Below are 26,144 nucleotides of genomic sequence, written 5' to 3' on the forward strand. Positions count from 1 at the left end.
GACAGACTGCAGAGGCGTCAGTTGTAATGGGCAAGATCACGGGTTTTCTGGAAATCGATCGTCACGACCGCAAGTATGCGCCGGTGGCCGAGCGTCTGAAGGGCTATAAAGAGTTCGTCATTCCGCTCAGCGAGAAAGACACCCGCGATCAGGCTGCGCGCTGCATGAATTGCGGCATTCCCTATTGCCACGGCACCGGCTCGGTTGAGCCCGGCACGCCCGGCTGCCCGGTCAACAACCAGATCCCGGACTGGAACGACCTCGTCTATACCGGCAACTGGGAAGAAGCCTCGCGCAACCTGCACTCGACCAACAACTTCCCGGAATTCACCGGCCGCATATGCCCGGCGCCGTGCGAAGCGTCGTGCACGCTGAACATCGATGACAACCCGGTCACCATCAAGACCATCGAATGCGCCATCGTCGACAAGGCATGGGACCATGGCTGGCTGAAGCCGCAGGTCTCCGCCGTGAAGACCGGCCGCAAGGTCGCCGTGATCGGCTCAGGTCCCGCCGGCATGGCCTGCGCGCAGCAGCTCGCCCGTGCCGGACACGACGTCCATGTCTATGAGAAGTTCGCCAAGGCCGGCGGCTTGATGCGTTACGGCATTCCCGACTTCAAGATGGAAAAGCACATCATCGATCGGCGCGTCGCGCAGATGGAAGGTGAAGGCGTCACCTTCCATTACGGCAAAGCTGTCGGCGGCACGTCGCCCGGCGCCATCGATCCCGCCGAACTGCTCAAGGAATATGAGGCGATCGCGCTGACCGGCGGCGCCGAGCACGGCCGCGACCTGCCGATCCCCGGCCGCGAATTCGACGGCATCCATTTCGCGATGGATTTCCTGCCGCAGCAGAACCGCCGCGTCGCCAACGAGCCGCTTGGCGACGTGAAAGAGATTCTCGCCGGCGGCAAGCATGTCGTCGTCATCGGCGGCGGCGACACCGGCTCCGACTGCATCGGCACCTCGCTGCGCCAGGGCGCGCTGTCCGTGACCCAGCTCGAAATCATGCCGGCTCCGCCGGAGCATGAGAACAAGGGCCTGACCTGGCCGAACTGGCCGCTGAAGATGCGGACCTCATCGAGCCAGGCCGAAGGCGCCAAGCGCGAATTCGCCGTGCTGACGCAAAGCTTCGAAGGCGTGGACGGCAAGGTCACCAAGCTGAACTGCGTACAGGTCGACGACAAGTTCAAGCCGATCCCCGGCTCGGAATTTTCGTTGCAGGCCGACCTCGTGCTGCTGGCGATGGGCTTCGTCCATCCCGTCCATGAAGGCATGCTGAAGACCCTCGGCGTCGACCTCGACCAGCGCGGTAACGTTCGCGCCGCGACGACCGACTTCGCGACCTCGCTACCGAAGGTGTTCTCCGCGGGCGACATGCGCCGCGGCCAGTCACTGGTGGTCTGGGCGATCCGCGAAGGCCGCCTGTGCGCCCGCGCCATCGATCAGGCGCTGATGGGAACGACGACGCTGCCGAGGTAAGGGCATCAACATCGCCAAATTTTGAAGGGCTCCGCACTTATGTGTCGGAGCCTTTTTCTTGTCGTCAGCCTCTGGCCCGGCGGCTCGAACTTCAATTGGTCAACAGACGCTCGATCGCCGAAGCGAGCGGCCTCTCGCTATCGAAGCTCGCAATCATAACCTCGAGCCATTCGTCGGGGACAAGCTTCTCATAGTCGAAGTCATGACCAGCCTCTGCGGTCAACAGTGCCAGAAATGCGGACTGAGTACGGCCGCTTCCCTCCCGAAAAGCATGAATGGCATTCCGTTCGGCGGGACGCGGGACAAACGGCGCGTGCGAGCATCGATCCGACACGACCGGGACTCGCACAGCGCGACCGGACGCGCGGCGCATCCCAGAGTGGGTAGCCAGCAACCTGCAGAGACGCTAAGCGGTATCATCCCGCCGATCTGACCTTCCAACGTGTTGCACCCTCCCGCATGAAATTCCTGCTTCTTCCGCTCGGCCTCGTGGCGCTTGTCCCACAGGCTCATGCCAGCGATGCCCGCTTCATGGCGGCCCTCGGCAAGCTCGATCCCAAGACCCGGCTGGAACAGGTCTGCGACTTCGAGGCCATGCGCCGGATCAGCAAGGGCGGCCCGCGCGTCGAGCGTGCCAAATCCGATGCGCTGATACCGCCGCAGCATCTCGGCAATACGCTGATCGCCAAGGGCGGCGCCTATCGCGCAGGCGGCAAATGGATGCAGGTCGCCTTCACCTGCAAGGCGACGCCGGACCACAAGACGGTGCTGGATTTCACCTACAAGACGGGCACGGCGATTCCGCCGGCGAAATGGCAGTCTTTAGGGCTCTGGAAGTAATCCAGGCCGTCCGGCGTTCACCCTGCCTCCGGGATTTGCTTGACGTTAACGCCGGGCGGCGCTTGATGGCGGAATCGCGGCTGCCCGCTTGCGGCCCGAATCCGGTAGTATGTCCGTTGAATAGGTTCCTTGGGGAACCCGGGTCTGCGGACCCTGCGATTGCGGTCGAGGCGCATGTCACAGAAGCCCAATATGCCGAGATGGCGGATCGACCACTGGCGTGCCGAAAAGGGCACGCTGACGGTGCTCGCCGTGGCATTGGGCCTGCTGATCGGCATCGTGGCTCCCGCGTCGGCGCAATTTTTCGGGTTCGGCGGTCCGCAGCAGCCTCCGCCGCGTCCGCAGCGCAACGTGCCGCAAGGCGGCGGTGGCGGCTTCGGCTGGTTCGGCGGCGGCAATGACAGCCCGTTCTTTGCGCCGTTCCAGCAGCAACAGGCGCCGAAGCGGGCCGCTCCGCGCGAGGACTATTCGCGCGCGCCATCGCCGGAAAAACGCGATGCCCCGGCCGAGCGTAACGTGCTGGTGCTCGGCGACAGCATGGCCGACTGGCTCGCTTACGGCCTCGAGGACGCCTATGCCGAACAGCCCGATATGGGCGTGATCCGCAAGCACAAGACCGTCTCCGGCCTGCTGCGCTATCAACCGAAGGGCGATCCCGCAGATTGGGCAGCGGCGGCCAAGGGCATTCTTGCCACCGAGAAGCCCGATGCCATCGTCGTCATGCTCGGCCTCAATGACCGTGTCGCGATCCGCGAGCCCGACAAGGCCGTCGAGAAGAAGAGCGCCAAGAAGGACGAAAAGAAAGACAGCGCTGCCGAGGTGAAGCCCGGCGACAAGCCGGTGGAACCGGAAGCTGACGATGCGGACATTCCCGATCCCGGCTCGATCGTCACCGAGCGCGGCGCGCGCACCGGCGGCATGGTCGATTTCCGCGACGAGCGCTGGGGCGACCTGTACTCGAAGAAGATCGAGGAGATGATCAATGTCGTGAAGGCGAAGGGCGTGCCCGTGCTGTGGGTCGGCCTGCCGGCGGTGCGCGGCACCAAGGCGACCGCCGACATGCTCTATCTCGACAATCTCTATCGCGACGCCGCGACCAAGGCTGGCATCACCTATGTCGATATCTGGGATGGTTTCGTCGACGAGGCCGGCCGCTTCCTGCAGCAGGGCCCGGATTTTGAAGGCCAGATCCGCCGACTGCGCTCGGCCGACGGCGTCTATTTCACCAAGGCCGGCGCCCGCAAGATGGCGCATTACGTCGAGCGCGAGATTACCCGCTTGCTCTCCGGCCGCTCCGCGCCGATCGCGCTGCCGAGCGAGCCTGCGACGCCCGACCTCAATGCCGTGCCCGGCGCGCCGCCGCCGCGTCCGCTGGCCGGGCCCATCGTGCCGCTCGTCGCCTCCTCCGTCGGCACCGATCAGCTGCTCGGCGGCCCCGGCGTCAAACCGGTGAGTGTCGATGCGCTGGTGGCACGCGTGCTGGTGAAGGGCGAGCCGCTGGCCGCACCCGCCGGCCGCGCCGATGACTTCGCCTGGCCGCGCCGCGAGATCGGCCGCGAACAGGCCAAGGGCGATGTGCCCGTGGCCGCGGTTACCCCGGCCACATCAGGCACCAGCGGCACAACTGCTGCGGCGACCGGACCGGATGGCGTTGTTCCCGTCACGGCGCCGCCGACCGCGCCGAAGAAAAAGCCGAAGCCCGTCATCGCCACCGAAACTCCGTCATCCTTCGGTAGCTTCTTCGGGTTCGACGAGCCGCGCCGCGCGCCCGTCCAGCTGGCGCCGCAGCGGCCCCGCCCGGCCCAGGCACCCGGTCCGCGCCCGCCGGTCAATGTCGGCCCCGCCGCCTCCGCCCCCTCCGGTTTCTTCACGCGCTAACCGCGTGAAAACCCAACGACAAAAAAATCCCTCAGCCTTTTCAGGACGAGGGATTTTGCTCTTTGATCTTTTCAAGAACGTTTTCTCGAACACGACTGTTGATGCTTCTGCGGCGCCTGTTCGTCAGCCGCGATACACAATCAATAGCCGAAACGGCTCGGACGACGACGCGGTGGACGCGTCATCAGCATCGCCAGCGCAAAGCCGATGCCGCCTGCGATCAGCAGCGAGCCCAGTGGATTCTCGCGGACCTTGTCGGTGATCGCCTGCGTGCCGTCGCGATAGACGTCGCTATCGAGCGCATCCTTGGCGTAGCTGGTGGCGGCTTCCGATGCATCGCGCACGGCGTCCTTCGCCTGGCCGTACAGGTTCTGCACGGTGCCCGCCGCTTCGCGCGCGCGGCCCGAGGCTTCAGTCCGCTCGTCGCCCGTGGCTCGGCCGATCGCACCTTCAACCTTGCCGGCTGCATCCTTGGTTGCGCCCGCAATACGGTCCTTGTCCATGTCCATTACTCCGTGAGGAAATTCTCGCCGGTGTAATGCCTGAAGCCAGTACTGGTTCCGTCAAGATACGGATGCGATGATTTTAAAGAATCAAACCGCCATCGACGACCAGCGTGTGACCGCAAACATAGGATGACAGCGGCGACGCCAGGAACAATGCAGCGCCGGCCATATCGGCAGGCGTGCCGAGACGCTGCAGCGGGATCCGCGCAATCGCGCCTTCCAGCCGCTTCGGATTGGCGGTCGTGACCCTAGTCATCTTGGTGTCAACGAGCCCCGGCGCGATACCGTTGACGCGAATGCCGTCTTCCGACCACGCCTGCGCCAATGTACGCGTGAGGCCAACCGCACCGGTCTTCGACGCATTGTAGGATGGATTGCCCTTGGTAGCGTGATAGGCCGCGGTCGAGCTGACAATGATCAGGCGTCCGTTGCTTGCTTTCAGCTGCGCATGAAACTTAGTCGCGCAGCCCATCAGGCTCATCAGGTTGACTTCCATCACCTTGCGAAAGCCGTCCATTTCGAATTCGCCGCGGCGATAGATCACCGCACCCTGCGCGAGGATCAGCACATCGACCCGGTCGAGCTTCGGATCGAACGCCTCGATCGCCGATGCACTGCTGACATCCAGCTGGCTGTAGCCGAGCCCGTCGAGATCGGAGCCCTCATCGATGGAATAGTCGCGGGCCTTCGCGCGCGTACCGCACACATGCACGCGTGCACCGCGCGCACGAAACGCCTGCGCCATGCCGTTGCCGATGCCGCTGGATCCGCCGACGATCAGCACCTGCTGTCCGCTGAAATCGAGTTCGTTCATCCCTGATTGTCCTTCTTGATTTTATCAACGCATGTTTGACCGCGCCGGCGATCAGTGCAAGCCTTCAATCAAGCCTCATCATGAAGGCGCACAATTCGGAGGAAGCCTTGTCGGATTTCAAACAGCTCAGCCGCTCGGTGCGCGGCCTCACGGTACTCGTCACCGGCGCCGCAAGCGGCATGGGCCGGGCGACGGCGCGCGTGTTCGGCGACGAAGGCGCCAATGTCGCCGTCACCGATATTTCGGCGGACGGGATTGCAGCAGTCGCGAGCGCGATCACATCAGGCGGCGGCAGCGCACATGCATGGACGCTCGACGTCGCCGATCCCGATCGCATCCGCACGGTAGTCAACGCCGTCGCCGGGCATTTCGGCGGCCTCGACATCATCGTCAACAATGCCGGCATCTCGGTGAGCACCGCGATCGACCAGGACGGTTACGACGCCGCGTGGGATCGCGCCATCGCCGTGATGCTCACTTCGCATCAACGCATCATCCGCGCCGCGCTGCCGCACCTGCGTAAATCACCCTCGCCGCGGATCGTGAATATTGCTTCCACCGAAGCGCTGGGCGCGACCGCATTGCACAGTCCGTATTCCGCAGCGAAAGCTGGGGTCACCGGACTTACGCGCTCGCTCGCGGTGGAACTCGGCCGTGACGGCATCACGGTGAACTGCATCTGTCCCGGACCGATCACGACGGGGATCACCGAGCGCATCAGCGACGAGCACAAGGTGATCTTCGCCAAGCGCCGCACCGCGCTGCGGCGCTATGGCGATCCCGAAGAGGTCGCGCATGTCACGCTCAGCCTGTGCCTGCCGGCGGCGTCCTACATCACCGGCGCGGTGATCCCTGTCGATGGCGGGCTGATGACACGCAATGCGTAACGGCATTTGCGCCGGTTGACTTCGCAGCTTTCGGGCGTAGCATTTTTCTCAAGCGGCACGGCGATGATCGGACGCCGCAATCGAATGGGTCAACCATTCCACACGGAGGAAATTTGCAATGCCCGTGACGATCCGCAAACTGCACCCCTTGTTCGTCGGCGAGGTGACCGGCGTGGATCTGACCAAGCCGGTCAGCCCCGACGACGCCGCAGCCATCGAGCGCGGCATGGATGACTACGCGGTCCTGATATTTCCGAAGCAGGATATCACCGACGAACAGCAACTCGCTTTCGCGCAGAATTTTGGCGAACGCGAAAATCGAAAAGGCGGCTCCGTCACCAAGAAGGAAGACTACCGGCTGACATCGGGTCTGGCCGACGTGTCCAATCTCGGCAAGGACGGCAAGCCGTTGCCGAAAGACAGCCGGGCGCACCTGTTCAACCTCGGCAACTGCCTGTGGCACTCGGACAGCTCTTTCCGGCCAATCCCTGCGAAATTCTCGCTGCTGTCGGCGCGCGTGGTCAACCCGAAGGGCGGCAATACCGAATTCGCCGACATGCGCGCTGCCTATGATGCGCTCGACGATGATACCAAAGCCGAGATCGAGGACATGATCTGCGAACATTCGCTGATGACCTCGCGCGGCGCCCTTGGCTTTCTCGACTACACCGATGAAGAAAAGGAGATGTTCAAACCGGTGCTGCAGCGACTGGTGCGCACGCATCCGGTGCACGGTCGCAAGTCGCTGTATCTGTCATCCCATGCCGGCGCGATCCGGGGCATGTCGGTGCCGGAAGCCCGCGTGCTGTTGCGCGATCTCAACGAGCACGCCACGCAGCCGCAATTCGTCTATGTCCACAAATGGACGCTGCATGATCTCGTGATGTGGGACAATCGCCAGACCATGCATCGCGTCCGCCGCTACGACCAGTCGCAGCCGCGCGACATGCGCCGCGCCACCGTCGCCGGCAATGCGCCGACCGTGGAGCAGCAGGCCGCGGAGTAGAGCCTGCTCTATCCAGGAAGCCCGGCTACAGCGCGTAGCCGAGCTTCCTCCGGCCGTCAGGCCGCAACTGCTGGCCCTTGTAGCGCGGTCAATCCATATCTTTGAGGCGGATGCTACAGCTCCACTTTCGAACAAGCGATGCGCTGGTCAATCAACGTTGCTAGGGCGCTGTCGATCGCTGTCATCGGCAAACGAACTTCCGGACTGTCGATCAACCCACAGCGCCACAGCCAATGCTTCAATGGCGCGGGAGACGGTTCGGCAAACAGCAGGCGCGCGATGTCCGATAACTCCCGCCATTGCATGGAGGCCCGCAATGCGTCGCCGGACAGGATGATTGACCGCAGCGCGGCGAAGTCCCGGGTATGGACATGCGCCGAGGCCAGAATGCCGCCGTCACTGCCGCGGATCAAAGCACCGTAGAACAATGAGTCCTCACCAGTCAGCACGGCGAAGCCGGGCGGCCGCCGATGCAGCAATTCTACCGACTGCAGCGTATTCGCCGAACAATCCTTGACGCCAATAATGTTGGGACGTTCAGCCAGTCGCAGGATCGTCTCATTGTCGAGATTGACGCCTGTCCGGTAGGGAATGTTGTAGAGCATGATCGGTCGCTCGGTGCTATCGGCCAGTGCCCCAAAATGCTGCAACAGGCCACGCTGCGATGGCCGCGAGTAGTATGGGCTGGCGATCAGGTAGCCGTCGACCGGCCAGCTCGCGGTCCGCGCCATCACGGCGACAAGCCGGCGCGTGTCGCTGCCGGAGAGGCCGAGATAAAGCGGGCACCGCATGCCGAATTCATGCAACGCCTGCGCTGTCACGGTCACAAGCTGCGCAAGTTCGTCTTCGCCGATCGTCAATCCCTCGCCGGTGGTTGCGCCGAGAATCAGTCCGTCGATCGGCTTGTCAGCATAGTGGCGGATCAGCCGGCGCAGCGACGCCTCATCAAGAGCGCCATCGCGAAATGGCGTGACGAGAGGCAACCATAGACCGCTGGGCGGTCCGGAAGCGGCAAGCATAAGCGTGTCTCCTGTCTGGGCCGGCGACGGAGACGGAGACGCATAAAAAAACCCCGTCGAAACCGGCGGGGTCATGGTGAATATGCGGAAGCTACATCAATCTATCGCGCACAAATCTCCGTCCCCCGAAGAGGCACGACGTTTGCTATTGAGACGAGCGGCGCGATTATTCATAACCTCAAAGTGCGCCTCTCGAACTACACTTGTCAAGCGGGAGCCAACACGCGCCACCAATTATCTGCCCCGCAGCCGGTCCAACATCTCCGACGAAGCGAACCCGTCGGCGGGCGCGCCAACGGAAGCCTGGAAACTACGCAAGGCTTCGCGGGTCTGGCCGCCGAACTGGCCGTCCGGTGTGCCCTTGTAGAAGCCGCGCTGTGCCAGCAGCTGCTGTAGCTCGAGCCGCTCGGCGCGGGACAGCACGCGCTCCTGACGCGGCCATGGCTGCACGAAGGGCGGACCGCCGCGCAACCGATCGGCGAAATGGCCGATGGCCATCGCGTAGGCTTCAGCCGGATTGTATTTCATGATGACGCGAAAATTCGTCAGCATCAGGAAGCCTGGCCCCTGCGCGCCGGCGGGTGCGAGCAGATAGGCCTTCTCCGCCATCTTCGGAAATGGCTGGTTGTTGGCCCGCTTGAGGCCGAGATGCTCCCATTGCGGCAGCGTCATCGCCTTGGCCTTGTCGGCCAGCATGTAGTTGAAGCCCTGCGGAACCACGACTTCGTAGCCCCAGGTCTGGCCGCTTTGCCAGCCATCCTTCTTCAGATTGTTGGCGGTCGAGAAAATCAGGTCGGTCGGATTGTCGACCACGTCGCGGCGGCCGTCGCCGTCACCGTCCACCGCAAAACGCTTGAACGCGGTCGGCATGAACTGGGTCGGACCGAATGCGCCAGCCCACGAACCGCGCATTTGTTCGGGCCTCAGATCGCCACGATGCAGGATTTCCAGCGCGACCAGAAACTCGTCCTTGAAATAGGCCTGACGGCGACCAACACAGGCCAGCGTCGCCGTCGAACGCAGCACGCTGCGATCGCCGATCATCGTCGAGTAGTTGGACTCAATGCCCCAGATCGACGCGATGATGTAGCGATCGACGCCATAGGCCTTCTCCGCCCCATCGAAGATCGTCTTGTACTTCGCCAGCACCTCGCGGCCCTTGGCCATGCGGTTGTCGTTCACCAGGATGTCGAGATAGTCCCAGATCGCCTTGGTGAATTCCGGCTGCGAATCCATCAGATCCATGATTCGCAGATCCGGGGTCAGCCCGGCCGTGAAGCGCTGATAGCTGTCCTGCGAGATGCCACGGCGTGCGGCATCAGGCCACAGTCCGGCAATACAGTTGTCGAAGTTATTGGCAGCTTCGCGGATCGCCTGTGCGGTCATCAGCGGATGGCCGGATGCGCCATCCTCGCCGCTCCAAGGCTGCACACCCTGTGCTCCGGGCACGGCCGCCTGCGGCGGCGGATCCTGGGTCTGGGACGATCCCATGAAGATGTTGTCGAACAAGCTGAAAGGGCCGCTCTTGCCTTGCGCCCGCGCCGCATCGGGCCATCCGCCCGCGAGCAAAACCACGCCCAAAGCCGCTACACCGCATGTCAGGCCACGCGCCATCTTCGTCGCAGATTTCATCATGATCCATCTCAAGAGGCCGGCCGGAATCCGGCCATGACTGTGCGATGACAGGAGGCCCGGTCGGGGTTTCCATCCGCTTAACACTATCCAATTTCAGCCACCCCGGCGAATGCGGCATCCGGGCCCGACAGGATAATTGCAGACACGTAGCCCGACACCACACATCCGCCTTTGTTCCCGGTTGCAAACGGAACCAGCAAGCGCAATCTTCGTTTGCTAGCCTGCATCGTTCCCCTCCAAGGTCATTGCAAAGTTCCTGATGAAAATTCGCAAAGCTGTCTTCCCGGTCGCCGGTCTCGGCACCCGAGTCCTTCCCGCCACCAAGGCGATGCCGAAGGAGATGCTAACCATCGTCGATCGGCCGTTGATCCAGTATGTGGTCGACGAAGCCCGCGAGGCTGGCATCGAACACTTCATTTTCGTCACCGGCCGCAACAAGGGCGTCATCGAAGATCACTTCGACCGCATGTTCGAGCTCGACGAGACACTGAAGAGCCGCAACAAGTCTGCCGAGATCGAACAGCTGGCGCTGTCACAGCCAGCCGCCGGCGCCATGAGCTTCACGCGCCAGCAGGCGCCGCTCGGGCTTGGCCATGCTGTCTGGTGTGCCCGGGATATCGTTGGCAATGAGCCCTTTGCCGTTGTGCTGCCGGACGAACTGGTGCTGAATTCCCCGGGCTGCCTGAAGCAGATGGTCGATATCGCCAATGCCCTCGGCGGCAAATCCAACTTCGTCGCCGTCGAGGAAGTCCCGATGGATATGACACATCAATACGGCATCTGCGGCGTCGGCGAGCGCCACCCGACCCTCAGAGCTGCTTTCGCCATCGACGGCATGGTCGAGAAGCCACCAAAGGGCACGGCTCCGTCCAACCTGTCGATTACTGGCCGCTACATCCTGCAGCCGGAGATATTCAAGATCCTGGAGACCCAGGAGCGGGGCGCGGGCGGCGAAATCCAGCTCACCGATGCGATGATCGGCCTCGCCAAGAGCCAGTCGTTCTACGGCGTGGAATTCGAAGGCGAGCGTCACGATTGCGGTTCGAAGTCCGGCTTCCTGCGCGCCAATATCGCGTTCGGCCTGCAGCGCCCCGATCTTCGCGAGGGCCTGCGCGCCGAAATGCTGCGTTATCTCGGAAAATAGGCGCTAGGCCGCAATCGACAGGTGCGCATCGCATGCGATGACGCATTGGTTGCGGCCCGCGGCCTTCGCCGCATAGAGCGCCTTGTCGGCCGCCTCCACCAGCCCCGTCCACTCCATCGTCACCAGCGGCTTCATGCTGGCGACGCCAATGCTGACCGTGAGCATCGCAGGATCGGCCGGCACCTGCTCGACGCGCCGCCGAATGGTCTCGGCAACCTCATGGGCATCCTGCGCCGTTGCACCGGGCAGCAGCACGGCGAACTCCTCGCCGCCATAGCGCGCAGCGCAATCACCTGCCCGCTTCGCCGAGGCGGCGATACAGTTGGCGATCGCGATCAGGGCCGTGTCTCCGGATTGATGGCCGAAGCTGTCGTTGAAAACCTTGAAATGGTCAGCGTCGATCAGCAGCAGCGCCATCGGCCGTGAATGCCGGATTGCACGACGCCACTCCAGCTCCATCGCCGTATCGAATTTGCGGCGGTTGCGCAGCCCGGTGAGACCGTCTGTGGTGGCCAGTTCCTCGAGCTTGTGTTCGGCGCGTGCACGGCGCCCGATTTCGCGGGCCAGGAACAGCGTCACTGCCGTGATGAAGACGATCAGCGCCAGCATGATGCCGCCGATCTTGATCGCCTGCTGATACCAGAGGCTGTAGATGCCGGACCACGGCCGGCCAACGATCACGACCAGCGGCCGGCCGCTGTCGCGCCAGACATACAGACGCTCGATCTTGTCGACGACGCCGACGCCTGAATACGACCCGCTGGAGCGCTTCAGCACACGCATCACCCCCGCGCTCTTGCTCAGATCCCTGCCAATCACATCGAGATCGAACGGCGTGCGCATGATGATGACACCGTCGCGGCGGATCACCGTGATGTTGTCGTCCTTGTTCAGCTTGAGACGGCCGAACAGCTCGTGAAAATAGGCGAACCGGATCGCGCCCACCGCGACACCCGCAAAATTGCCGTCGCTGTCGGTGATGCGTCGGCTCAGCACGACGGAATAGGCGCCCCGATGCAGCATCGGCTTGCTGATATACAATCCGCGCTCGCCGTCGAGCTTGTGCACCTGAAAGAACTCTTCTTCGGCGCTGTTCTGCTTGACCGGATCCAGCGACGCCGCATCGATGGTGAGATCGCCATGGGCATCGAACACCTGAATGGCGGCGAACTGGCGTGACGACGCCGCGTTGTCGAACAGGATCAGCTGGCGTATTTCCTTGCTGAGCTGTCCGATCTCGGGCGTGTTGACGCCGGAGACGACGGCACGGAGCGACAGATCATATTGTTCGACGGTCCGGCCAATATCGGAATCGATTGAGGTGGCGAGGTTCTCGGCGGTCTGCTGCGCCAGCGCTTCCTCGCCGCGGCGCATGTCGAACATCACACTGCCGCAAACGGCCGAGAAACCGAGGATCGTGACCAGCGACGACAGAATCAACAGCCTGGCCGATAACGGCCAGCGTCGAATTCCCGTGCTCGCATTCCCCAACTTCATCATGTGCTCCGTACCCCACGGATCGCACGCGAATGCTTGCCGAGCGCTTAAGTACCGCCTTTGGGTTCCCCACGGCGTTAACGAACGGTTGCGGAAAATCCTCGGATGAGGCGCTCCCGGTGCTCATTTACCGAATGCGCCCTGTAGCGCCGGATCGCCAGGGCGCGTAAGACGATTGCGAGATTATTCCGAGGACAATTCCGTGCCTGACTACGACCTGCTCCGCGCCTACCTGGCCAGCCAGACCAAGGATGAATTCGTGCTGACGATGGATGCGATCGAGGAGATCATCGACGATGCACTGCCGCGCGCATCGCACCGGGCCTCGTGGTGGGAAACCGAACGCGCGCCCGACGAGCACATGCCGCAACGCGAGGCCTGTATCGCAGCCGGCTTTATCGCCACGCGATTGCCCGATGGCTCCGGTGTGAAATTTCGCCGGAAGACGGCCAAATTCATGCGGAAGTGGAATTAAGACGAGCGACGCGGCTCCCGGCGGTTATCGCTGCAGTCTCACGCCCAGCATCACCACCGTCGATGCGGTACTCGCACCGAGAATGTTGGAATCCAGGATATCGCGGCGCACCTGTGCCTTGAGCTGGATTTCGCGGTTCAGCTTGTAAACGAGATCGCCCTGCAACGAATAGATCTTATCGAAGCGGAAGTTCTCCTGATAGTCCTGCGTGATGTAAGTGAACTTGCCCGTGGCCGTGAGCCAGCGCCGGAAGTCGTGGTTGACCTCGATCGTATAGGTACGCGTGAGAATGCCGGGAACGCCGGGCACGGTCGTCTCGTCAAGAGACGTGGTCGAGACGAATTTCGCGGTCGTCAGCGGCGTGGCTGTCCAGATCAGCGACGCTGAGGTCAGCAGGCCCTTGAGAACCTCCAGCCGCGTATCCGTATAGCTGCGTGCCGCATAGCCGATCGAGGCTTCGCCCGTCAGCAGACGCGTGAATTCGAACGTCGTGCCGGCCTTGATATAGCCGCCGCTGGAATCGCGGAGGTAGCCGAAGCGATCCTTCTGCTCATCATGTACACGCACGTCGCCCTGGACTTCGGCAAACGGCTTGAGACCCGGCAGAACCTCATAGGTGGCGCGGCCGACTCCGCCATACTGGTTGAAATTGCGATCGTTGTTGTCGGTCTCTTTGCCATCGGTCAGCTTCGAATATTGATAGGCAGTACGGTCGACGAGACCGTCGACCTTGATCTGAAGGCGGTTGAAGTCCTTCTCGACCCCCAACGAACCGCCAATGGTGGTGAACAGCGGGAGATCCTTCAGCCCGGCCTGAAGGTTTGGACTGCCCGGATTGTCGGAACCCACGCGTATGCGCGCCTCGCTGTTGAGTCGCAGGTCGCGTGCGACATCAAGCCGACCGGCGATCTTGCCGTTGAGTTCGGCGCGATCGACATTCTCCGGCGATGGTGAAATCTGGGAGAAGTCCGCGGGAAATCGCCTTTCGTAACCGGTAAAGGAGCCACGCAAATCAACGATGATCGAGTGCCGCGTCCAGTCGGTTGCGGCCAGCAGCTCTGGCGCAACCTTGTAGAACGACGACCCCTTCGGCTGCACGAAGCGCGCCGGGTTGTTGTCATAGCCGCCATAGATTTCCACGGCCGACTTCACAAGGAAGCTGCCGACGCGAACGCCGGTCGGGGCATATGGATCGGGATCGACCGGCAATCGCCGACGCGGCGGCTGCCCCACCACGGTGCCGGCAACCGACGGCGCGACAGGCGGCTTCGCAGCCTTGGCCGACGGCGGTGACGGCCGAGTTTCGGGCACCAGCGGCGGCGGCGGACTGCCGGGCCCCACCGGTCGTTTCGGCTTCTTCGCGCCCGGATAATATTTGGTCTGCTTGCGCTTGCGGTTGAGCGCGTCGAAACCGGTGCCGGCGGCGCCCGATGCAGCGGGCACCGGCGGCGTGATGATCGACTGCGGGATGCGATCCGGCGACAGTTGACTGGTCTGCAGCGTTCCATTTGGCTGGAGCGGCGCATCGGTCGTCCGGCGCGTCGGCAGATTCTGCGGCGACACAAAACCACCGGGGACCGGCGCCAGCAGGTCGGAGGTCAGCGCCTGTGCGAAAACCGGCGAAGGCGCGAGGAGGCACAGGCACAGGCAAGCCGACACCGCGCCGTTGGCCCAGGCGCGGTTCCGGCGGTCGCGTGCTCGACCTGTCCTCACGATCAGAAAAACTCCAACGCCATCAAACTCTTAAAAGCGGTCAGCAAAACTGCGCCGGAGGCGCGCACGACAACTCATGGTTAAGGGAGTTAAAACGCTTATGGTTAATGGCCCGTTGAGATCGTCATCGGCGGGGTTTCACGAGGACCGCCCTGCCGTGCTAAGAGGAGGGCGATACAGCCGGGCAATTTCCGGCCCCAGGATGCGATTGATGCCCCTCTCCAAGACACCCGGCCTTCCGACGAAAACGACGGCAGCGATGAGCGATCAGGCCATTGAAGCGATTGCCTCGGCGCTCCGTACGCTGGAGGCTGAAGCCAGCGGCGTCACCGCGCTGGCCGCCGCGCTGCAATCCGATCTCGGCCCGGCCTTCGTTGCCGCCGCCGACCTGATCCTCAAGGCTCGGGGCCGCCTGATCATCACCGGCCTCGGCAAGTCCGGCCATATCGGCCGCAAGATCGCCGCGACCTTCGCCTCGACGGGAACACCAGCTTTTTTCGTCCATGCCGCGGAAGCCAGCCATGGCGATCTCGGCATGATCACACCCGACGATGTCATCATGGCGCTGTCGTGGTCCGGCGAGCAGCCGGAGATGAAGAACCTCATTACCTATGCCAAGCGCTTCAGGATCGGCGTGGTCGCGATCACCTCCGAGGCCACCTCGACGCTGGCCGAGGCCGCCGATGTCGCGCTGACGCTACCGAAGGCGCGCGAGGCCTGTCCGCACAATCTCGCCCCCACGACCTCGTCGCTGATGATGCTGGCGATGGGCGATGCGCTGGCGATCGCGCTCCTGGAAGGGCGCGGCTTCACCTCGGTGGATTTCAGCGTGCTGCATCCCGGCGGCAAGCTGGGTGCGATGCTGAAATATACACGCGACCTCATGCATTCGGGCGACGCCGTGCCGCTCAAGCCGCTCGGCACCAAGATGTCCGATGCGCTGGTGGAAATGTCGTCGAAGGGTTTTGGCTGCGTCGGCATCACCGACGGCAACGGCCATGTGGTCGGCATCGTCACCGACGGCGATTTGCGTCGTCACATGCGCGCCGACCTGATGACCGTCTCGGTTGACGAGGTCATGACCAGGAATCCCAAGACCATCAGCCGCGATCTGCTCGCCGGCGAAGCGCTGGAAATCCTCAACTCGTCGAAGATCACCGCGCTGCTGGTGACGGACGCCAGAAAGCCCGTCGGCATCGTGCATCTGCATGATCTGCTGCGGGCGGGCGTGGCTTAAGCAACGTCAACCAGGAGCCCGCGGGAATCGGACCGCATCGGGCTCAAGCGGCAATGCCAGGCCGTTCGCGATATACGACACCGTGCGATAGAATCCGCACAGCAGGATGATCTCGAAGATCTTCGCGTCGTCGTAATGAGCGGCCAGCGTCTTGAATTCCCCATCGCTAAGCGTGGCGCGGTGATGCAGGGCATCGACTGTCGCGATCAGAGCCCGCTCGGCTGACGACCAGCATGTCGCTTTTGCGTCGCCTTCTACGGTCGCCCTCACTTCTGCATCCGTCAATTTCGCCGCGTCTGCAAAGGCCGCAACATGGACGCCCCATTCGTATTCGCAGCCGGTCAGCGCGCAGGTGCGATCGATGACGATTTCGCGCTCCCGCAACGACAGCGGCCCACGATCGAGCAGGCTCGCTGCGCGAAATTTGCTCCATGCCCTCGGATGACCCGCTATCACGCGAAACAGTGTCAGCGGCGGCGCGCCGCGCATGATCGCATCGAATTGCGCCTGAATGTCAGGATCATAAGGCGGCTGCAGTGGCGCGATACGTGACATAGCGAACTCCTGCGCTACAATAATCGTAGCGATATGCTACATATTATGTAGCGACCTGCAAGAGAGAATGTGATGGCAAAGTCCGTTTCCAAGCCGCCCAAACGCGCCGTCCGCGGCTCGACCTCCGGCCGCCCGATTATGGCGCTGCTCGACTTGCTCGGCCGGCGCTGGACCTTGCGCATTCTCTGGGAGTTGCGTGAGCGGTCGCTGACCTCGCGGGCGCTGCGCGAGGCCTGCGACGACGCCTCCCCTACTGTTCTCCAGGCACGCCTGAGCGATCTCAGGGACGCGGGTCTGATTGCGCTGGGGCCGGACGGTTATGGGCTGACGGATACAGGCCGGGAGTTGCAGGACACCTTCCTGCCGTTGCACCGTTTTGCGGAGCGGTGGAGCAAGTCGCTGGCGGCTGGCTGATCAGGCCACGTCGACCGTCAGGCTCGCACCATCGGCCTTCACGATCTTCACCTTTGTCCCCGCAGCCGTATCAGGCCCGCTGACGCGCCAGACCGTGTCGTCGATGCGCACGATGCCCTCGCCGTCGATGATCGGCCGATCCAGCGTGCAGACGCGGCCCACCAGCGCATCGGAGCGCTTGTTGAGGAACGGGTTGGGATTGGCGCCGGGCTTCTGACGCGCGATCCGTCGCCACAGCGGCACGGCGGCGACGGCGAACACTCCGAACAGCAGCATCTGTACTTGCCAAGACGGCGTGACGACGAAGGACAGCACGCCAACGAGAAATGCGGACAACCCGAGCCAGAACATGAAGACGCCGGGCGCCAGCAGCTCCAGCGCCATCAGCAGCACGCCGAAGATCAGCCAGTTCCAGCTACCCAAGGTGACGAACATCTCGGCCATTGCGGAATCCCTAGCTGCGCGGCGGCGTTGTACCCGCCGGGGGCACCGATCCGCCGCGGCGTGCCGCAGCGGCCTGCGCCGAGGTCGAGTTCTCGCCGAAGGTCGCCTTGGCAATCTCGCCGATACCGGCCAGCGAGCCTAGCATGCTCATGGCTTCCACCGGCAGCATGATGACCTTCTGGTTCGGCGATTCCGCGAGCTGACCGAACGCCTTGATGTATTTGTCGGCGATAAAGTAGTTCAGCGCCGCGACGTCGCCCTTGGCAATGGCCTCCGAGACCATCTGCGTCGCACGCGCTTCGGCCTCTGCAGAACGCTCGCGGGCCTCTGCGTCACGGAACGCAGCCTCACGGCGACCTTCGGCCTGCAGGATCTGGCCTTGCTTGGCGCCTTCAGCACGCAAAATCTCCGACTGGCGCTGGCCCTCGGCCTGCAGAATGTCGGCGCGCTTGACGCGCTCGGCCTTCATCTGCCGGCCCATGGCTTCGACGAGGTCGGCCGGCGGCACGATATCCTTGATCTCGATGCGGTTGACCTTGAGGCCCCATGGGGAGACGGCGGCATCGACGACGCGCAGCAAACGCTCATTAATCTCATCGCGATGCGACAGCACCTGGTCGAGATCCATTGAGCCCATCACCGAACGGATATTGGTCATGGTCAGCACGATGATCGCCTGATTGAGATCGGAGACCTCGTAGCTTGCCTTCGCCGCATCAAACACTTGATAGAACGCGACGCCGTCCACGGTCACGGTGGCGTTGTCCTTGGTGATCACTTCCTGCTCGGGAATGCTGATCACCTGCTCCATCATGTTCATCTTGCGACCGACGCGATCGAAATACGGAATGATGAGGTTGAGCCCCGGTGACAGCGTGCGCGTGAACTTGCCGAAGCGCTCGATGGTCCAGTCGTAGCCCTGCGGCACGGTCTTCACGCCGGCAAACAGCGTGAAAATGATCAGCAGCACAACGGTGATGGCGAAAATGTCGTAACCGGACATCAAAGTCTCCCTGCGGCAAAATGGACGCGCAACACATGGCGCCTCGTTGTTTTGTCGGCATGGAGGATTTTAAGGTTCGAAATCGGGGAAAGCGAGAGCGCGCCGGAATGATGCCCGGAAGCTCTCTAAATCAGGCCGTCAAATCCAGCCCTGCAGCTCGCGCAGTACCAGCTGGCGGATCGTGTCCATGCCCTCGTCGCTGTCATTGAGGCAGGGGATCGCAGAGAACTGCTCGCCGCCATTGTGCATGAAGATCTCGCAGTTCTCCTGCGCGATTTCCTCCAGCGTCTCCAGGCAATCGGCCGAGAAGCCTGGCATTACGACGGCAATGCGACGCACGCCGTCCTTGGCCAGCTGCTCGATGGTCTTGTCGGTATAGGGCTGCAACCATGCATCGAAGCCGAAACGCGACTGGAACGTCAGCAGCAGCTTCGGTGCGTCCGGTCCGAGCCGCTTGCGCAGCGCTTCGGTCGTGGCCACGCACTGCGCCTGATAGGGATCGCCCTTGTCGATATATTTCTGCGGCATGCCGTGGAACGAGGCCACGATCATTTCCGGCACGAATGACAGCGTCGCCAAGTGCTTCTCGATCGAGATCGCCAGCGCGCCGATATAATCCGGCTCGTCATAATAAGGCGGCGTGACACGTAGCGTCGGCTGCGCACGCATGGTGCCGAGCACGCGGAACACTTCGTCGCAGACGGTCGCAGAGGTCGCCGCCGAATATTGCGGATAGAGCGGCACCACCAGAATCCGGTCGCAGCCCTTTGCGGTGAGTTCAGCGATGCGCGAGCGAATGGACGGATTGCCGTAGCGCATCGCCCAGTCCACCACGAGATGGGTATGGCTATCGAGCGACGCCGCAAGTTTGTCGGACTGCGCGCGGGTGATCGTCTTCAACGGAGACTCGTTTTTCTCCGTGTTCCAGATCTTGAGATAGTCCTTGGCTTTGCGGCGCGGCCGCGTGGTCAGGATGATGCCGTTGAGGATCAGCTTCCATAGCAGGCCCTGGTTCTCGATCACGCGCGGATCGGACAGGAACTCGCGAAGATAGACCCGCACACCGCGGGTGTCCGCGGTATCGGGAGTTCCCAGATTGACCAGCAGGACGCCGACGCGCTCCGGCGTCTCCGCGACGGAGGTCGGTGGCTGCTCAAGGGAAACGACATTTGTCATGATGCCGGTTGCTTCGCGCTTTGGCCGGACCTTGTCAATACGACGGACTGTCCATGAGGGGCAGGACAGCGATCAGAAACAGGTGACGCGTTCAGCCGCGACATAGCCCAGCAGCAGGCCGACGCCGAACAGCAGCACCAGCGCTGCGGCACCGAATTCGATCCCGCGCATCACGAGCGCGCCGCTGCCGTCGCGGCCGCCGGCCAGACGACCGGCGAGGCCCTTGGCGGAAACGGCGATGACCGCAATGGTGGCCACGGTTATCGCGGTTCCCAGGCCCATGACGAAGGTGGCGGCGATGCCGGCCCAGAACATGCCCTGCGCCAGCGCAAACACCAGCACCAGGATCGCGCCGGAACACGGGCGAATGCCTACGGTGAACACCGCCGACAATCCGCGCGCCCAGCCGCCGGGACCGGCGAGTTGATCGGGCGTCGGGCCGTGGGAATGGCCGCAATGCTCGTCATGGACGTGACCATGATCATGGTGGGTATGATCGTGATGCGCGTGCGCTGAGGCCGTCGCCTCGGCATGCGTCGCATGGGCATGAGTATGCGCGTGCCCATCATCGTGCGCATGCGCGGACGCGCTGGCATGCGCTATTGCGAGCTGCGGCCCGGGAGCCGGCAGCGACGGCCGCAAGGCACGAACAAAGCCGCGCCCCTTGCTCCAGACCAGCCGGGCGCCAAAGGCCGCGATCAGGCCGTAGCTGGCGATCTCCACCCAGCGTTCGGTGCTGCACATGGTCTTGGCCGTGACATTCAGCAGCCATGCGCCGATACCGACGATCAGCACCGCGACGAGCGCCTGCATCAGCGCCGAGACGAAGGAAAGCGCGATGCCGCGCCTGGCGGTCTCTTCATTGGCAACCAGATAGGACGAGATCACTGCCTTGCCGTGGCCCGGGCCGGCAGCGTGAAAAATGCCATAGGCGAACGAGATCGCCAGCAGCGTCCACACGGCGCTGCCGTCGGACTTTGCAGCGCGGATGGTCGAGGACATCGCCCGATAGAATTCGGATTGCTTGGTGAGCAGCCAGCCGATGATGCCGCCGATCTGCGAGTCCGGCACGCCCTTCGGGGCGCCGAACGGATTCTGCGCCAACACGTCATGCAGCGCGCCATCGGCGACCACCGACATGGCTGCCAGCACACCGCAAGCCAGCAGCAGGCGGCGAATCGTCGTTTTCCGGAACATCATGGGCAATCGACCGTGATCTTGTTGGCGAACATGGCGCCGTAATTACTGTTCTCGCCATTCATGAAGGTGTCTTCATTCATGGTCTGCGCCTTGGCTGCACCATCGCTCGGGCGCTGGATCGCCATGGTGCAGGTAGCGGGTGCGCCCGCCAGCTTGATGGGGTCTTTCTTCTCCAGACCGAAATCAACGAAGAAGCTCGGATCGAAGATCTCCAGCTCCATCTTTTTAGCCTTGAACGGAGTCTTGAACGGCAGCGTAAAGTGCAGCACCAGCGCCGCGTCGCGTTTCTCCAGATAGTAATCGACGGGATCGTTGAAGCGCTGCTTCTTGCCCTCCACCTTGGCGAAGGTGAAGAAGGCAAATTCCTTCAGCGACTCCACATTGGTCTGGGCCAGCGGCGCCAGCTCCTCGCGCGTATAGACGCCCTTGGTCTTGCTCTCGATGCCCTGCAGCGCATAGGTCGAGAACATGTCATCGAACACCCAGGCGTGGCGCACGCCGGTGATGGTGCCGTCCGGCGCGTAGATCAGCTCGCTCGATGCGGTGACGAAGACGTGGGGATGAGCAGAGGCAGCGGTGATGCCGCCGGCCAGCGCAGCCAGGATCGCGATCAGACCCAAAAAGCGGTTCATCAGAAGTATCACCTCACGCCGCCTCAGGCTCTTCCAGCAATCCACGCCGCCGCAGCAGCGCATCCGGCGCCGGGGCACGGCCGCGGAACGCGATATAGGCGGCTTCCGGATCGACCGAGCCCCCCGACGAATAGATATCGTCATGCAGCCGCTTGGCCACCGCAGGATCGAAGATGTTGCCGGCTTCCTCGAAGGCGCCGAAGGCGTCGGCATCCATCACTTCCGACCACATGTAGCTGTAGTAGCCGGAGGCATAATGATCCCCAGAGAAGATATGGCCGAACTGGGTCGGGCGATGTCGCAATGCGATCTCCTCGGGCATGCCGATCTTCTCCAGCTCCTTCTTCTCGAAGGCAGCCACGTCAGCGCTCGCCGAAGCAGGCTGGGTATGGAATTCCAGATCGATCAGCGCCGAGGAAACGAATTCCACCGTGGCAAAGCCCTGGTTGAACTTGCGAGCGGCGATGAAGCGCTTGAGCAGATCGTCCGGCAGCGGCTCGCCGGTCTGGTAGTGCCTGGCGAATGTCTGCAGCACCTGCGGCTGCTCCTGCCAGTGTTCATAGAGCTGCGACGGCAGTTCGACAAAGTCGGTGAACACCGAGGTGCCCGACAGCGAGGGATAGGTGACGTTGGACAGCATGCCGTGCAGGCCATGGCCGAATTCATGGAACAGCGTCCGCGCATCGTCCGGCGACAGCAATGACGGCTGGCCGTCTGTGCCCTTGGCGAAATTGCAGATGTTCAGCACCAGCGGCGCCACATCGCCATCGAGCTTCTGCTGGTCGCGCAGCGAGGTCATCCAGGCGCCGGAACGCTTCGACGGCCGCGCGAAATAGTCGCCGTAGAAGATGGCCTTGAGCGCGCCCGAGGCATCCTTGACCTCCCAGACGCGCACATCCGGATGCCAGACCGGGATATCCTTGCGCTCCGCAAAAGTGATGCCGAACAGCCGCGTTGCGGTGTCGAACTGCGCGGCAATCATGTTGTCGAGGGTCAAATACGGCTTGATCGCCGCATCATCGAAATTGGCGCGGCGCTGGCGCAGTTTCTCGGCGTAGTAACGCCAGTCCCAGGCGGCGAGCTTGAAGTTGCCGCCCTCTTCCGCGATCAGCTCTTGCAAGGCGTCGCGGTCGGCGAGCGCGCGTGCGCGTGCCGGCTTCCAGACGCGCTCCAGGAGCCCGCGCACGGCCTCCGGCGTCTTCGCCATGGAGTCCTCGAGGCGATAGGCCGCGAAGGTCGGGAAGCCCAGGATCTTGGCTGTCTCCTCGCGCAGCTTCAGGATTTCAACGATGGTGTCGTTGTTGTCATTGGCATTGCCGTTGTTGCCGCGCTGGATGAAGGCCTTGTACGCCTTCTCGCGCAGGTCGCGCCGCGCCGCGCTTTTCAGGAACGGCTCCATCGAGGACCGCGACGTAGTGATGATCGCCTTACCGGTCATGCCGCGCTCGTCCGCCGACGCCCTGGCCGAGGCAACGAAGCTCTCGGCAAGCCCATCGAGATCACCTTCGCCCAGCTCCATGAACCACTCCTGCTCGTCACCGAGCAGGTGATGGCTGAAAGTGGTGCCTAGATGCGCCAGCCGCTCGTTGATCTCGGCCATCCGGGCCTTGGCGTCCTCATCGAGGCCGGCGCCGGAGCGATGGAAGCGGGTATAGGTCCGCTCCAGGAGGCGCATCTGCTCGGTGGTGAGGCCGAGTTCGGCACGCCTGTCGTGCAGCGCCACGATGCGGCCGAACAGCACGGCATTCATCATGATCGGATTCCAGTGCCGCGCCATCCGCGACGACACATCCTTGTCGATCTCCAGAATCGCCGGATTGGAATGCGCCGACACCAGATCGTAGAACACCGAGGCCACACGGCTGAGCAGCTTGCCGGAACGCTCCAGCGCCGTGATCGTATTGGCGAAGTCGGGCACGGCCGGATCGTTCACGATCGCCGCGATTTCCGCTGAATGGTCGAAAAACGCCTGTTCGAAGGCCGGCATGAAGTGTTCGGGCTTGATCTCGTCGAACGGCGGGGTCTCGAACGGCGTCTGCCATGCCTTCAACAAAGGATTCGCCTTCAGAAGCGGATTTTCGAGACCTTTCGACGCAACCGGCGAGACCGACGTTCCTGACATAAGAAATCCTGCTTTGAAGCCCAGAGAATGCGTCGATCTATACCACGCGATAGGGCTTTTTTGGGCCCTTTAGTGCTTGCCGCAGCAGGCTTTTTCGGAGAGATTGCGGCCCGAAACAGGACCTTGAGATTATGACCACCTCCACCGCCCCCCGCCGCATCTACTGGCCCAGCGTCATCACCGTCATCTCGGCGGCGATCCTGATCGGCGCGGAAGTGTTCGGCGCCGCCTTTGCGGGCGGCTGGGCGCTGTCGATCCTGTTCGGCCTCTCCACCACTGGCGAGCACATCCTGCAGGTCTGCCTGTTCCTGGGCGGCGTCGCCATCATGGTGGCCTTCCTGCGCACTGCGCAACGCGTCGAGCCGTTCACCCGCCGCGGCTGAGCGCTGCGCGCGCAACTGCTCCACTTTCCGGCTGTCTTCACCTCAACTGTCATCGCCCTGCCAGACGCGCCGTTGCGAGTTTGAGCCAGGCGCCCCGATACACGCACGGTTCGCGATTCGTCGCTGAAGACAGCGCTTTTCGGATTCTCCGCTTTCGCGGAGGACGACAAGGAGAGCGGAGATGACAGCAGGACGAGAGGACGACTACAGAGCCATGACGCTGGTGTAGTTCAGCGCTCCGCGCCAGCTTCAGACAGCTCCAATTCCTTAACCGAACTTAACATCCGTTCATGTTGAGCGCGCTGGGTGGGTCTCGTGTGCAACGCCGCGAGAAGGTGTTGAATAAAATGCCCTGCAGCCTAAAAAAATTGTTGCGTAGCAGGGTCAAAGAACCTATTTCCGGTCTTGCCCAATTTCGCACGTGCCTGTGGTCGTGTGTCAGTCGGTAGGTATCCGGACAAGAGGCCGGACAGCCGCCAAGGGGAAGAAGAACCGAGGGTCGCTTAAGTCGTGAGACTGAAGAGGCCAGCATCTCTCTCAAGGGATGCCGTTGAAGGTGACTTCTCTCCTTGCAACCGTGACTGGCAGCCGGAGGCGAACCGGCGCACCCCGCTCTCAACGGGGGACGCGACTTAAAGCAACGACGGATCGGGCTTTTTTGGTCTCTGCTGGCTTTCCAACAGCCAGCGCGAATACCGAAGAGGCTTGTCCTTCATTGCCAGGTGTGCGGTAGGGTCACCCCCAACCAATCCACGGCAGCACTTACGGTCGGTACTTTTGGCTTTGTCACGCCTCCATCGCGTGCCCGGGTCCGAAAGCGCTGAACCGTCATCATTTTTTGAACGTGTTCCCGAGTCGGGCCGTTTGGGAGAGTGCTATGACCGAACGTATTCAGGAATTCCTCCGCGCCCGCCGCAACGAGGGCACCGATGTCGAGCCGTGTCTCGTCGTCGATCTCGAAGTCGTGCGCGACAACTTCCAGAGCTTTGCGAAGGCTTTGCCCGACAGCCGCGTGTTCTACGCGGTGAAGGCAAACCCGGCGCCGGAAGTGCTGTCGCTGCTGGCCTCGATGGGCTCGTGCTTCGACTGCGCGTCGGTGCAGGAAATCCAGATGGCGCTCGCCGCTGGCGCCACCCCGGACCGCATCTCGTTCGGCAACACCATCAAGAAGGAGCGCGACATCGCGCGCGCCCACGCGCTGGGCATCGGCCTGTTCTCGGTCGATTGCGCCGCCGAGGTCGAGAAGATCGCGCGCGCCGCTCCCGGCGCCCGGGTGTTCTGCCGCATCCTCTACGATTGCGCCGGCGCCGAGTGGCCGCTGTCGCGCAAGTTCGGCTGCGATCCGGAAATGGCTGTCGACGTGCTGGACCTCGCCAAGCGTCTTGGCCTGGAGCCCTATGGCATCTCGTTCCATGTCGGCTCGCAGCAGCGCAAGGTGAAGGCATGGGACCGTGCGCTGGCGATGGCCTCGTCGGTGTTCCGTGATTGCGCCGAGCGCGGGATCAACCTGTCCATGGTCAATATGGGCGGTGGCTTCCCCACCAAGTACCTCAAGGAAGTGCCGGCGGTCGTGCAGTACGGCCGTTCGATCTTCCGCGCACTGCGTAAGCATTTCGGTAACGCGATTCCGGAGACCATCATCGAGCCAGGTCGCGGCATGGTCGGCAATGCCGGCATCATCGAAGCCGAAGTTGTTCTGATCTCGAAGAAGAGCGACGAGGACGAGGTACGCTGGGTGTATCTGGACATCGGCAAGTTCGGCGGTCTCGCCGAGACCATGGACGAGTCGATCCGCTACGCCATCAAGACGCCGCATGACGGTGCCGAGATGACGCCCTGCGTGCTCGCCGGCCCGACCTGCGATTCGGCCGACGTGATGTATGAGAAGCTGCCTTATCCGCTGCCTGTGACTCTCGAGATCGGCGACAAGCTGCTGATCGAGGGCACCGGCGCCTATACGTCGACCTATTCGGCGGTGGCATTCAACGGCTTCCCGCCGCTGCGCACCTTCCATATCTGAGCGTTGCATATCTGAGCTCGCTCACTATATCCGGACCCTGCCCCGGATATGACTAATCGG

At 62.8% G+C, this 26,144-nt stretch carries 24 protein-coding genes; 11 read left to right on the plus strand and 13 right to left on the minus strand.

The window, feature by feature from the left end:
* Positions 1 to 26: 26 nt before the first annotated feature.
* The 3 genes from ACEK02_RS02010 to ACEK02_RS02020 all read left to right on the plus strand — a co-directional run bounded on the left by ACEK02_RS02010 (position 27) and on the right by ACEK02_RS02020 (position 4,202).
* Positions 27 to 1,484 carry a glutamate synthase subunit beta gene (locus ACEK02_RS02010; protein ID WP_371420135.1) on the plus strand — a complete coding sequence of 486 codons (1,458 nt, stop codon included), beginning with the start codon at positions 27 to 29 and terminating at the stop codon, positions 1,482 to 1,484.
* Positions 1,485 to 1,943: 459 nt separating this feature from the next.
* Positions 1,944 to 2,324: a DUF930 domain-containing protein gene (locus ACEK02_RS02015; protein WP_371420136.1), complete on the plus strand. Its 381-nt coding sequence runs from the start codon at positions 1,944 to 1,946 to the stop codon at positions 2,322 to 2,324.
* 174 nt (positions 2,325 to 2,498) lie between these two features.
* On the plus strand, positions 2,499 to 4,202 hold the full coding sequence (locus tag ACEK02_RS02020) for a GDSL-type esterase/lipase family protein (RefSeq protein WP_371420137.1): 1,704 nt from the start codon (positions 2,499 to 2,501) through the stop codon (positions 4,200 to 4,202).
* Between the two features lie 140 nt (positions 4,203 to 4,342).
* Here ACEK02_RS02020 and ACEK02_RS02025 read toward each other — a convergent pair whose 3' ends face one another.
* A complete protein-coding gene (locus ACEK02_RS02025; protein ID WP_371420138.1) occupies positions 4,343 to 4,705 on the minus strand; it encodes a CsbD family protein in 363 nt (120 codons plus the stop codon).
* Positions 4,706 to 4,787: 82 nt separating this feature from the next.
* Entirely contained in the window at positions 4,788 to 5,522 is a 735-nt protein-coding gene (locus tag ACEK02_RS02030) for an SDR family NAD(P)-dependent oxidoreductase (protein ID WP_371420139.1), read from the minus strand.
* A gap of 107 nt (positions 5,523 to 5,629) precedes the next feature.
* Here ACEK02_RS02030 and ACEK02_RS02035 point away from each other — a divergent pair, with 107 nt between their 5' ends.
* Together ACEK02_RS02035 and ACEK02_RS02040 are read left to right on the plus strand one after the other, a co-directional pair.
* A complete protein-coding gene (locus ACEK02_RS02035) occupies positions 5,630 to 6,409 on the plus strand; it encodes an SDR family NAD(P)-dependent oxidoreductase (protein WP_371420140.1) in 780 nt (259 codons plus the stop codon).
* A 118-nt stretch (positions 6,410 to 6,527) separates the two neighbouring features.
* Positions 6,528 to 7,415, plus strand: a complete 888-nt coding sequence (locus ACEK02_RS02040; RefSeq protein ID WP_371420141.1) for a TauD/TfdA dioxygenase family protein — start codon at positions 6,528 to 6,530, stop codon at positions 7,413 to 7,415.
* A gap of 113 nt (positions 7,416 to 7,528) precedes the next feature.
* Here ACEK02_RS02040 and dapA read toward each other — a convergent pair whose 3' ends face one another.
* On the minus strand, positions 7,529 to 8,434 hold the full coding sequence (gene dapA / locus ACEK02_RS02045) for a 4-hydroxy-tetrahydrodipicolinate synthase (RefSeq protein ID WP_371420142.1): 906 nt from the start codon (positions 8,432 to 8,434) through the stop codon (positions 7,529 to 7,531).
* Between the two features lie 234 nt (positions 8,435 to 8,668).
* Complete coding sequence (locus ACEK02_RS02050) at positions 8,669 to 10,069, minus strand: lytic murein transglycosylase (RefSeq protein WP_371420143.1); 1,401 nt, start codon at positions 10,067 to 10,069, stop codon at positions 8,669 to 8,671.
* A 259-nt stretch (positions 10,070 to 10,328) separates the two neighbouring features.
* Between ACEK02_RS02050 and ACEK02_RS02055 the strand changes: the two genes are divergently transcribed.
* Positions 10,329 to 11,213 carry a UTP--glucose-1-phosphate uridylyltransferase gene (locus tag ACEK02_RS02055; protein WP_371420144.1) on the plus strand — a complete coding sequence of 295 codons (885 nt, stop codon included), beginning with the start codon at positions 10,329 to 10,331 and terminating at the stop codon, positions 11,211 to 11,213.
* Between the two features lie 3 nt (positions 11,214 to 11,216).
* Here the strand turns inward: ACEK02_RS02055 and ACEK02_RS02060 are convergent, their stop codons facing one another.
* On the minus strand, positions 11,217 to 12,713 hold the full coding sequence (locus ACEK02_RS02060) for a diguanylate cyclase (protein WP_371420145.1): 1,497 nt from the start codon (positions 12,711 to 12,713) through the stop codon (positions 11,217 to 11,219).
* 199 nt (positions 12,714 to 12,912) lie between these two features.
* Between ACEK02_RS02060 and ACEK02_RS02065 the strand changes: the two genes are divergently transcribed.
* Positions 12,913 to 13,185, plus strand: coding sequence for a hypothetical protein (locus ACEK02_RS02065; protein WP_116663138.1), 273 nt, complete (start codon positions 12,913 to 12,915; stop codon positions 13,183 to 13,185).
* Positions 13,186 to 13,209: 24 nt separating this feature from the next.
* Here the strand turns inward: ACEK02_RS02065 and ACEK02_RS02070 are convergent, their stop codons facing one another.
* Positions 13,210 to 14,898 carry an outer membrane beta-barrel protein gene (locus ACEK02_RS02070; protein WP_371420146.1) on the minus strand — a complete coding sequence of 563 codons (1,689 nt, stop codon included), beginning with the start codon at positions 14,896 to 14,898 and terminating at the stop codon, positions 13,210 to 13,212.
* 211 nt (positions 14,899 to 15,109) lie between these two features.
* Between ACEK02_RS02070 and ACEK02_RS02075 the strand changes: the two genes are divergently transcribed.
* Positions 15,110 to 16,135, plus strand: coding sequence for an SIS domain-containing protein (locus tag ACEK02_RS02075; protein ID WP_371420147.1), 1,026 nt, complete (start codon positions 15,110 to 15,112; stop codon positions 16,133 to 16,135).
* 6 nt (positions 16,136 to 16,141) lie between these two features.
* Here the strand turns inward: ACEK02_RS02075 and ACEK02_RS02080 are convergent, their stop codons facing one another.
* A complete protein-coding gene (locus tag ACEK02_RS02080) occupies positions 16,142 to 16,690 on the minus strand; it encodes a carboxymuconolactone decarboxylase family protein (protein ID WP_371420148.1) in 549 nt (182 codons plus the stop codon).
* A 72-nt stretch (positions 16,691 to 16,762) separates the two neighbouring features.
* Here ACEK02_RS02080 and ACEK02_RS02085 point away from each other — a divergent pair, with 72 nt between their 5' ends.
* The gene (locus ACEK02_RS02085) at positions 16,763 to 17,104 is read left to right on the plus strand and encodes a winged helix-turn-helix transcriptional regulator (protein WP_371420149.1); all 342 of its coding nucleotides are present in this window, start codon (positions 16,763 to 16,765) and stop codon (positions 17,102 to 17,104) included.
* On the opposite strand, the gene ACEK02_RS02090 is transcribed toward ACEK02_RS02085, so the two are convergent.
* From ACEK02_RS02090 to ACEK02_RS02115, 6 genes are all read right to left on the minus strand, one after another.
* Positions 17,105 to 17,548, minus strand: a complete 444-nt coding sequence (locus tag ACEK02_RS02090; protein WP_371420150.1) for an NfeD family protein — start codon at positions 17,546 to 17,548, stop codon at positions 17,105 to 17,107.
* A gap of 10 nt (positions 17,549 to 17,558) precedes the next feature.
* Complete coding sequence (locus tag ACEK02_RS02095; protein WP_371420151.1) at positions 17,559 to 18,551, minus strand: SPFH domain-containing protein; 993 nt, start codon at positions 18,549 to 18,551, stop codon at positions 17,559 to 17,561.
* Between the two features lie 138 nt (positions 18,552 to 18,689).
* Entirely contained in the window at positions 18,690 to 19,727 is a 1,038-nt protein-coding gene (gene hemH, locus ACEK02_RS02100) for a ferrochelatase (RefSeq protein ID WP_371420152.1), read from the minus strand.
* Between the two features lie 72 nt (positions 19,728 to 19,799).
* The gene (locus ACEK02_RS02105; protein WP_371420153.1) at positions 19,800 to 20,927 is read right to left on the minus strand and encodes a nickel/cobalt transporter; all 1,128 of its coding nucleotides are present in this window, start codon (positions 20,925 to 20,927) and stop codon (positions 19,800 to 19,802) included.
* Positions 20,924 to 21,559 carry a DUF1007 family protein gene (locus tag ACEK02_RS02110; protein ID WP_371420154.1) on the minus strand — a complete coding sequence of 212 codons (636 nt, stop codon included), beginning with the start codon at positions 21,557 to 21,559 and terminating at the stop codon, positions 20,924 to 20,926. Before ACEK02_RS02110 ends, ACEK02_RS02105 begins: the two co-directional genes overlap by 4 nt.
* A gap of 13 nt (positions 21,560 to 21,572) precedes the next feature.
* Complete coding sequence (locus tag ACEK02_RS02115) at positions 21,573 to 23,681, minus strand: M3 family metallopeptidase (protein ID WP_371420155.1); 2,109 nt, start codon at positions 23,679 to 23,681, stop codon at positions 21,573 to 21,575.
* A 131-nt stretch (positions 23,682 to 23,812) separates the two neighbouring features.
* Here ACEK02_RS02115 and ACEK02_RS02120 point away from each other — a divergent pair, with 131 nt between their 5' ends.
* On the plus strand, positions 23,813 to 24,064 hold the full coding sequence (locus ACEK02_RS02120) for a hypothetical protein (RefSeq protein WP_371420156.1): 252 nt from the start codon (positions 23,813 to 23,815) through the stop codon (positions 24,062 to 24,064).
* Between the two features lie 877 nt (positions 24,065 to 24,941).
* On the plus strand, positions 24,942 to 26,084 hold the full coding sequence (locus ACEK02_RS02125) for a type III PLP-dependent enzyme (RefSeq protein WP_371420157.1): 1,143 nt from the start codon (positions 24,942 to 24,944) through the stop codon (positions 26,082 to 26,084).
* Positions 26,085 to 26,144: the final 60 nt, after the last annotated feature.

Source organism: Tardiphaga sp. (assembly GCF_041424195.1).
In the GTDB taxonomy this organism is placed as follows: Bacteria; Pseudomonadota; Alphaproteobacteria; order Rhizobiales; family Xanthobacteraceae; genus Tardiphaga.